Origin of the sequence: Kitasatospora sp. LaBMicrA B282 (genome assembly GCF_050325825.1) — a bacterium.
Classification (GTDB): domain Bacteria; phylum Actinomycetota; class Actinomycetes; order Streptomycetales; family Streptomycetaceae; genus Kitasatospora.
The window spans coordinates 1-8,322 of the sequence record NZ_JBNQTI010000256.1 but is presented as its reverse complement, the minus strand read 5'-3'; the positions used below and the strand labels follow the sequence as shown (position 1 = coordinate 8,322).

7 protein-coding genes and 2 pseudogenes are annotated in these 8,322 nt (G+C 71.7%); 3 read left to right on the top strand and 6 right to left on the bottom strand.

Annotated elements, in window-relative coordinates; genetic code table 11:
* The 6 genes and pseudogenes from ACQRUO_RS37210 to ACQRUO_RS37185 all read right to left on the bottom strand — a co-directional run.
* A pseudogene (locus tag ACQRUO_RS37210) lies at positions 1-1,514 on the bottom strand (hypothetical protein); the annotation flags it as partial.
* Entirely contained in the window at positions 1,511-1,897 is a 387-nt protein-coding gene (locus ACQRUO_RS37205) for a DUF6507 family protein (RefSeq protein WP_428320605.1), read from the bottom strand. The gene ACQRUO_RS37205 and the pseudogene ACQRUO_RS37210, both read right to left, overlap by 4 nt.
* Before the next feature lie 163 nt (positions 1,898-2,060).
* Positions 2,061-2,369 (bottom strand): pore-forming ESAT-6 family protein, encoded by a 309-nt coding sequence (locus ACQRUO_RS37200; RefSeq protein WP_428320604.1) that lies wholly within the window; start codon positions 2,367-2,369, stop codon positions 2,061-2,063.
* 19 nt (positions 2,370-2,388) lie between these two features.
* Entirely contained in the window at positions 2,389-2,721 is a 333-nt protein-coding gene (locus ACQRUO_RS37195; protein WP_428320603.1) for a hypothetical protein, read from the bottom strand.
* A 260-nt stretch (positions 2,722-2,981) separates the two neighbouring features.
* On the bottom strand, positions 2,982-3,461 hold the full coding sequence (locus ACQRUO_RS37190) for a rhodanese-like domain-containing protein (protein WP_428320602.1): 480 nt from the start codon (positions 3,459-3,461) through the stop codon (positions 2,982-2,984).
* Positions 3,462-3,639: 178 nt separating this feature from the next.
* The gene (locus ACQRUO_RS37185; RefSeq protein WP_428320601.1) at positions 3,640-4,701 is read right to left on the bottom strand and encodes a terpene synthase family protein; all 1,062 of its coding nucleotides are present in this window, start codon (positions 4,699-4,701) and stop codon (positions 3,640-3,642) included.
* Between the two features lie 460 nt (positions 4,702-5,161).
* Between ACQRUO_RS37185 and ACQRUO_RS37180 the strand changes: the two are divergent.
* The 3 genes and pseudogenes from ACQRUO_RS37180 to ACQRUO_RS37170 form a co-directional block, all read left to right on the top strand.
* Positions 5,162-5,515: pseudogene (locus tag ACQRUO_RS37180) on the top strand (MerR family transcriptional regulator); the annotation flags it as partial.
* 157 nt (positions 5,516-5,672) lie between these two features.
* A complete protein-coding gene (locus tag ACQRUO_RS37175; RefSeq protein ID WP_428320600.1) occupies positions 5,673-6,557 on the top strand; it encodes an ATP-grasp domain-containing protein in 885 nt (294 codons plus the stop codon).
* Between the two features lie 225 nt (positions 6,558-6,782).
* Positions 6,783-8,234 carry a glyceraldehyde-3-phosphate dehydrogenase gene (locus tag ACQRUO_RS37170; protein ID WP_428320599.1) on the top strand — a complete coding sequence of 484 codons (1,452 nt, stop codon included), beginning with the start codon at positions 6,783-6,785 and terminating at the stop codon, positions 8,232-8,234.
* Positions 8,235-8,322 lie beyond the last annotated feature (88 nt).

Below are 8,322 nucleotides of genomic sequence, written 5' to 3'. Positions count from 1 at the left end.
CCGCCGCTGCCGGCGTGGCCCGCGCCGCCGCCGGTGCCGCCGCCCGTGCCGGTGCCCGGGGTGTGCCCGCCGCCGGTGCCGGTGTGGGTGCCCGCGCCGCCGGGGGTGTGGCCGCCCGGGGAGCCCGGGCCGGTGTGGGCCATCGCCGGCTGGCGCTGGGTGGCCGGGTCGTGGTGGTGCGCGCGGTCGGCGGCGCTGGGCTCGACCGGGATGGGGTCCTGGTGCGGGGTGCCGTCGGGGTGGACCATGGTGCCGTCGGGCTTGAGGATGGTGCCGTCGGGCAGCTTGACCGAGCCGTCCGGGAGCTTCTCCTTGTCCGTGCCGTCGAGGAAGGCGCCGGTGTCCCCGGTGTGCAGTTTGCTGAGTCCGCCCATCAGGTCGCCGGCCTTGACGACGGTGAACCCGACGGCCTTGCCGACGTAGGTCATCGGGTCGACGAACTCGCCGACCTTGCCGGCCGCACCCGCGATCTTCGCGGCGGTGCCGGCCTTGCCCGCGTCGGCGGCGTCGCCCGCGTCGGAGGCGATGGTGCCCGCCTTGCCGATCTTGAGCAGGGTGCCGGAGCCGAGGGTGAGGCCGTTGAAGACGACGGTGCCCAGGGCCCGCGACGGGTCCTTGCCCCACTCGTCCCAGGCGACCATGGACTTGAGGAAGCCGCGGAAGGCGGCCTTCTGGCGGTCCTCGCCGGGGTCGGGCGTGGGACCGAAGATCTGGTTCATGGCCCACTCGTAGGGCCAGATCGTGTAGTCACCGAGGCCGCCGACGATGTCGCCGATGTTGCCCCAGGTCTTGGTGAAGGTCCCCCAGTCGAAGACGTTCACCATGTGGAACAGACCGGTGACGGTGCCCCAGACGCCGTCCACGAAGAAGCCCTTGAGCAGGCTGCCCACGTGGTCGGTGGTCCAGTGCCAGGCGGCCTCCAGACCGGTGTACTTGCGCGGGTCGACGTTGCCCCAGGGGGTCTGGTCGGCGCCGGCGGCCTGGTTGGTGTCGAAGCCGTACATGCCCGGCTTGTGCGAGCCGTCGTCCACCACGAAGTGGGTGCCGTTGACCAGGGCGGTGATCTTGTTGGCCGCGGTCCGCTCGGCCTCCTGGAACTGGCCCCAGATCCGGCCCACCTGGTGGATCAGGTTGGCGTTGGTGTCGACCTTGTGCTGGTCCTGCTGCCAGTTCTTGTCGTTCTGGACGGAGGCGTGGAAGCTCACCGCCTGCGCCTTCAGCTGGTCCATCTGGGAGACCAGCGGGCGCGCCGCGCCGGCGAAGTCGGAGAGCGCGGCACTGGCCGCCTCCAGCTTCTTGGCGAAGGCGTCGGCGTTGTCGCGCACCGGTGCGGTGGTGGCGAAGAGCTGGTCGGCCTCGGGAGCGGTGTAGCAGGCGGAGAGGCCCTGGAAGGTGGTGTGCACGTCGCCGCCGGTGGTCCGGATGGCGGCGGCGTTCTTCTTCAGGGCGCCCGCGTCCTTCTCCAACTGGTCCAGGTCGCCGGTGAAGACGGGGATCGCGTCGGGATTGATCACTTGCCCGGCCCGCCCTTCCCGGTCAGGTCGGGCAGTTGCGGCGCCTGCTGGGCGGAGCTCTGCGCGTCCGCGGCCATCTGGAGGTCACCGGCGATGTACGCCTGGGTGGCCTTGACCGTCGCGTTGATGCACTCGGCCGAGCGGGCGGGCAGGTACGCCAGGTCCTTCTGCGTGTCGTTGACGAACTCGGACAGCGCCGCGCCCACCGGGCCGGCCGACCCGCTCTTCGGGGTGCCGCCCGGCTGCATGGTGCCCGCGTGCCCGGCCGCGCTCACCATCGCGTTGAAGTAGTCGGTGAACTCACCCTGGAAATCACCCGCCTTGCCGGCGGTGTTGTTGAGCACCCCGCGCACCGCGTCGACCTGGATGTCCCAACCCGTCATCGTTCTCTCCCCCGTTCCTGGCTCCGCAGACCGCCGTGCCCGAGAGCGCTCAGGCCTGAGCAGGCCTGCCCGGACCCGCTCAGGCCTGCCCGGATCTGCCCGGACCTGCTCAGGCCCGGCCGCCCGACCGCCGCGCGGGCGTCGGGTGGCCGGGCCGGCGGCGTCAGCCGATCGCGTCGACCGCGGACTTGGCCTTCGACAGCGTCTGCTGGGCGGTGGTGTCGTTCTTCGACAGTGTGGTGCGGACCAGGTTGATGATCGTCCGGACCTCGGTGGCCGCCTTGTTCCAGCGGACCTCCTTGTCGTGGTACTGGTCCGACACGCCGTCGGCCTGGAAGTCGGCCATGGCGGCCTTGACCGCCTGGTCGCGCTGGTTGATCAGGGTCTCCAGCTGCGAGGCCACGCCCTGGAGGTTGGTCTGCGCCTCGCTGGAGGCGGCGGTGTCGAAGCTGCGCCGGTCGGCGTTACCCATGGTCGATTCCCCCGTTCCGTCAGCGACCCGAGAAGCGGGCCGCGTCGAAGTTCGCGGCGCCCATGGTCGAGCGCGCGGTGTCCGACATCTCCGTGTCACCGGTCACGAACGAGTCGTTCATGCCGGACTGGCCGCCCAGGATCGCGTTCAGCGCGCTGTCCAGGTCGGCGGTGATCTGGTCCGACTGGGACTTGAAGCTGTCGAACGCGGCCTTGCCGGCGCCGTTGAACTTGCCCTCCAGCGGCTGCGCCGCTGCGATCAGCTGCTTGATCAGGGTGCCGAGGTCACCGCTGGAGCCCTGGGTCGCCTTGATCAGGGTCGACAGCGTCTGGCTGCCCATGTCGAACTTCATGCACTCGTCCCCCGTCGGACTAGGAGCTCACGGATCGTCAAGTGGTCGCCGTGGCGGCCGCCCGCAGTGGCCGGCGCCCGGTTCGAACCCATGATCCATTCTGGCGGGTCGGACTGACAACTCGCCGGCCTGGGGAGATCCCGTTGCGAAATCGCGACCGTTCCGGGGACTGTTCACAGGAGTGTCCCGGTTGGGCAACAGCGGTCAGCGGGCGTAGTTCAGTGGACCCAGCTCAGCGGGCCCAGTTCAGCGGGCGCGGTTCAGCAGGCGCAGGAGATGCCGGAGCGCGGGGCGGTCAGGTCGTCGATCGCGCGCTGCTCGGTGCCGTGCTCGGTCTCGAAGGCGAAGCCCTCGCGCACCCAGTACTCGAAGCCGCCGAGCATCTCCTTGACCCGGTAGCCGAGCCGGGCGAAGGCGAGTGCGGCGCGGGTGGCACCGTTGCAGCCGGGGCCCCAGCAGTAGGTGACGACCACGGTGTCCCGGTCGATCAGCTGCGGCGCCAGCTCGGCGATCCGGCCGGTCGGCAGGTGCAGCGCACCGGGGATGTGGCCCTGGGCCCAGGACGCGTCGCTGCGGGAGTCGACGACCACCAGGTTCGGGACGCCGGCCAGCAGGTCGGCCCGCACGTCCGAGACGTCGGCCTCGAAGGCGAGCCGGGCGCTGAAGTGCGCGGCGGCGACGGCCGGGTCGGCGGCGGGGACGCCGAGGACGGCGCTGTCGATGGCGGGGGTGCTGGTCATGGCGGTGCTCCTCGGGGCTCGGGATGCGGTCGCCGCGTTCGGCGACGAGTCGATCCTCGCGTGGGGCACCCGGGGGCAACGAGTGGCGGCAACGCCTATGGTCGCCAAGATTCCGCCAGGCCCGCCCGGGGTGGGGCGGGCCTGGCGGTCGGGGCTCGATGCCCGCTTGGCTCGGGTCCTAGGCGAGCCAGCCCGGGAGGGTGTAGCGGCCGGTGTTGGTCGCGTGCCACCAGTGGTCGCCGTCGACCCAGTCGGCGATGCCCTTGAGGTAGCGGGCGGTCAGCGCGCCGGGCAGCTCGGCGAGGCAGGCGGCGGACTCCGCCTCGAAGCGGTGCATCACGTCGTTGTGGACGGTGATCGCCTTGTCGTACGCCTCCTCGGGCGGCAGCTGGTCGTGGTGCCCGATCACCGTGGGCAGGTTGACGTGCGGGCGCGGCGAGCGCAGCTCCTTGGTGTACGAGTACAGGTCGTTGACCAGGGTGGTCGCCAACGCGGCCAGCGCGATGACCTGTTGGACCTTGGAGTGGTCGTGCAGGTCGGCCGGGAAGGCGTAGCCGGCGACGGCGTCCACGATGCTCAGGCAGGGCCGGAAGCTGTTGTACTGACGGACCATCAGGTACTCGGAAAGGGGCGGCACCCGCTCGTCGATCGACCAGGAGGCCTCGGCGAGGTACCCGAGGTGCAGCCGGGCCAGGTCGTGGATCTCCCGGTCGCGGACCTGGTCGGCGCTGATCCGGTCGAACGACTCCATCGAGGACCGGTAGGCCCGGCAGGGTGCCTCGCTCTCCAGCTTGTCCTGCCACTGCTGCTCGTACGGGGCGATCGAGTGAGGGCGCTCCAGGGCGGAGTGGGCCATCAGCAGCCGGGCGCCCAGGCCGTGCGGGGAGCCGCCGTGGTCCTCGCAGTAGCAGTCGTCGACGGCGTTCTCCGCCACCATCAGCTGCCCCGCGGCCTCCAGGTGCTCCAGGCTCGCCGCGTCCGGATAGGTCAGGCACATGTAGCGGCCGGTGCCGAAGGAGTCGAACTGCTCCTCCCACTCCGGCGGGAAGAGGGCGATGTCGTCCACGGCCCAACGCTTGAGCCGACGGTCGAGCTCCTCGTAGACCGTGGGCTCCGGCTCGGCGACCGGGTGCCAGTACAGGCCCGGGATCGGTCGCACCGGCTGGTCGCCCGGGCGCAGGTGGGCCCGGGCGGATCGGGTGCCGATCCCGGTCGGGCCGGTGGAGAGGGTCACGTTCATGCAGGATCCCCAGGAGTGTCGGCGGTCCGGGAGGACCGGGTGCATCACTCGGTCACGGTCGGTCGGGCACCAATCGGTCTAGCAGCGCGGCGAAGGGGCCGTCCAGCAAGGTCGGCGGGGCGCCCGGCGGGCGGTGCCAGGGCGTGGGTGTGGTGGGTGCGCCGGGGCGTGGCGGGAGGGGCGGCGGGGACGGGGAGCGGGCGGAGGCGCCCCTGATCGTCGGCGCTTTCGGGTCGGCCGGGTGCGGGACGGCGGTCAGCGCGGCTGCCTGGGGTGCGGCCGAAGTGTGAGCCGGGCGCGTGTTGCCGTTGTGCGCCCCCTGGGGCGGGTGGGCGCCCGGGGGTGAGGGGAACATGTGTTTCGGGTGCCCCGGGCGCTCGGGTGTCTCGGGAGTCTTCGGCTGGGGTGAGTGGTCGTCAGGTCGGTACGGTGGAGGCCGGCATCGGGCGAGGGGACGGGCATGCGGATCGGGGTACTGGCCCGGCGCAGCGGGGTGAGCGAGCGGTCGCTGCGTTACTACGAGGCCCAGGGGCTGCTGTGGTCCGAGCGGACGCCGGGCGGCCACCGCGAGTACGGCGAGTGGGCGGTCGACCGGGTCATCCGGATCCAGGCCCTCTACGCCGCCGGCCTGCACAGCAGGAAGATCGCCCAGCTGCTGCCCTGCATGAGCGACCCCGACGGCGCCCCGAGCGAGATCGCCACCCCGCGGCTGGTCGAGGAGCTGGTGGCGGAGCGTGACCGGATCGACCGGACGATCGCCGACCTGCTGCGTTCCCGCGAGGTGCTGGACGAGGTGATCGACGCCGCCTCGGTGGCGTCGCCGGCGACGGCGGCACCGGCATCGGCACAGGCAGAGGCACAGGCAGAGGCACCCGCGGCACCGGTGTCGGGCTGCCGGGAAAACGTGGCGACGGGGCCGGGAGCAGCCGACTAGGCTGCGCCGGTCCCGTATGTCGGCCGGAGAGGGCGCCATGTCGTCTGCCAGGATCGCGCTCGTCACCTGCACCCCCGGGCCGGGGGCCGCCGCGGACCCGGACCTGCCCGGGTTGCTGGCCGCCCTGGCCGCCACCGGCGCCGAGGCGGTCGCGGTGCGCTGGGACGACCCCGGGGCGGACTGGGCGGCCTTCGACCTCGCGGTGATCCGGTCCACCTGGGACTACGCCCGGCGGCCCGCGGAGTTCCTGGCCTGGGTCGACCGCTGCGGCGCCCTGACCCGGCTGGCCAACCCGCCGGCCGTGCTGCGCTGGAACGCCGACAAGCAGTACCTCGGCGAGCTGGCCGCCCGGGGCGTCCCGGTGGTCCCCACCCGCTACCTGCCGCCCGGGAGCCCGGCCGAGCTGCCCGCGGACCACGAGTACGTGATCAAGCCCACGACCGGTGCCGGGGCGCGGTTCGCCGCCCGCCACCTGCCGGCGGAGCGGGCGCAGGCGGTGCAGCACCTGGCGCAGCTGCACGCCGAGGGGCTGACCGCGATGGTGCAGCCCTACCTGCGGCGGATCGAGCGCAGCGGCGAGCGCTCCCTGGTCTTCGTGGCCGGTCGCTGCGTGCACGCGATCCGGAAGAACGGGGTGCTGGCCGCCGGCGCCCGGTTCGACGCCGAGAAGAACCCGCACCCCGGGGTCGTCCCGTGGACCCCGTCGCCGGCCGAACTGGCGGCCGGCGAGCGGGTGCTGGCCGCCGTTCCGGGGGCGCCGGAGCTGCTCTACGCCCGGGTGGACCTGGTCGAGGACGAGGACGGCGCGCCGCTGGTGATGGAGCTGGAGGCGATCGAGCCCTACCTGTTCCTGACCCTGCACCAGGAGTCGCTGCCGGTCTTCGCCCGGGCGATCGCCGCGGCTGCCTCTCGCGGTGAGTAATGTCCTGGTCATCCAGGGTCACCGGCAGAAGGTTCGCCCGGATCGGTGCCAAGCTGAGACCTTCCGCCCCTGGGGGCTGGGATCGTGCCTGGTCACAAGGGGGTTGGCGGCGGCCGCGGCGCGGGTTCGACGGCCCGGTGGGCGGATCGTCCGGGTCCGATTGAGTGGGCGTGGTGCCCGCTGGCTAGCATGTAGGCATCCCTCAGCTCGGCCGAAAGATGAATTGTGACTGTCAACGACGACGTGTTCACGGACTGGAAGAACCGCGAGGAGATCGCGGAGTCGATGATCCCGATCATCGGGAGGCTGCACCGTGAGCGGGACGTGACCGTCCTGCTGCACAGCCGCTCCCTGGTGAACAAGTCGGTGGTCAGCCTCCTCAAGACCCACCGGTTCGCCCGCCAGATCGACGGCGAGGAGCTCTCGGTCACCGAGACGCTGCCCTTCCTGGAGGCGCTCACCGCGCTGGACCTCGGCCCGTCCCAGATCGACATCGGCATGCTCGCCGCGACCTACAAGGGCGACTCCCGCGGCCTGTCGGTGGCGGAGTTCACCGCCGAGGCGGTCGTCGGGGCCACCGGTGAGAACAAGCTGGAGCGCCGCGAGGGCCGCGACGTCGTGCTGTACGGCTTCGGCCGGATCGGCCGCCTGCTGGCCCGCCTGCTGGTCGAGAAGGCCGGCTCGGGCAACGGCCTGCGGCTGCGCGCGATCGTGGTCCGCAAGGGCAAGGGCGAGGACCTGGTGAAGCGCGCCTCGCTGCTGCGGCGCGACTCGATCCACGGCCAGTTCCAGGGCACGATCACCGTCTGCGAGGACGAGAACAAGATCATCGCCAATGGCACCGAGATCCAGGTGATCTACTCCGACGACCCGGCCACGGTGGACTACACCGAGTACGGGATCAAGGATGCCATCCTGGTCGACAACACCGGCCGCTGGCGCGACCGCGAGGGCCTGTCGAAGCACCTGCGCCCCGGCATCTCCAAGGTGGTGCTGACCGCGCCGGGCAAGGGCGACGTCCCGAACATCGTGCACGGGGTCAACCACGACACGATCAAGCCGGACGAGCAGATCATCTCCTGCGCCTCCTGCACCACCAACGCGATCGTCCCGCCGCTGAAGGCGATGGCCGACGAGTACGGCGTGCTGCGCGGCCACGTGGAGACCGTCCACTCGTTCACCAACGACCAGAACCTGCTGGACAACTACCACGGCTCCGACCGCCGTGGCCGTTCGGCACCGCTGAACATGGTGATCACCGAGACCGGTGCCGCCTCCGCCGTCGCCAAGGCGCTGCCGGACCTCAACGCCAAGATCACCGGCAGCTCGATCCGGGTTCCGGTGCCGGACGTCTCGATCGCCATCCTCAACCTGCAGCTGGCCCGCGAGACCAGCCGCGAGGAGGTCCTGGACTACCTCCGCGACGTCTCGCTCACCTCGCCGCTGCGCCGCCAGATCGACTTCATCAGCGCCCCCGACGCGGTCTCCAGCGACTTCATCGGCTCGCGCCACGCCTCGATCGTCGACGCCGGCGCCACCAAGGTCGAGGGCGACAACGCGATCCTCTACCTGTGGTACGACAACGAGTTCGGCTACTCCTGCCAGGTAGTCCGGGTCGTCCAGTCCATCTCGGGCGTCGAGTACCCGACCTTCCCGGCCCCGGCCCTGGGTCGCTAGTCGGCCGCCCGCAGCCGGTCGCCGACCGGCCGCACTGCGCCACGCCGCACCACACCGCCGCCGGGCGGCCCCGCTCTCGGGGCCGCCC

What these genes read in the sequence shown, in the direction of transcription:
- ACQRUO_RS37205 (WP_428320605.1), bottom strand. Translation starts at nt 1,897, where the DNA reads ATGACGGGTTGGGACATCCAGGTCGACGCGGTGCGCGGGGTGCTCAAC.
- ACQRUO_RS37200 (WP_428320604.1), bottom strand. Translation starts at nt 2,369, where the DNA reads ATGGGTAACGCCGACCGGCGCAGCTTCGACACCGCCGCCTCCAGCGAG.
- ACQRUO_RS37195 (WP_428320603.1), bottom strand. Translation starts at nt 2,721, where the DNA reads ATGAAGTTCGACATGGGCAGCCAGACGCTGTCGACCCTGATCAAGGCG.
- ACQRUO_RS37190 (WP_428320602.1), bottom strand. Translation starts at nt 3,461, where the DNA reads ATGACCAGCACCCCCGCCATCGACAGCGCCGTCCTCGGCGTCCCCGCC.
- ACQRUO_RS37185 (WP_428320601.1), bottom strand. Translation starts at nt 4,701, where the DNA reads ATGAACGTGACCCTCTCCACCGGCCCGACCGGGATCGGCACCCGATCC.
- ACQRUO_RS37175 (WP_428320600.1), top strand. Translation starts at nt 5,673, where the DNA reads ATGTCGTCTGCCAGGATCGCGCTCGTCACCTGCACCCCCGGGCCGGGG.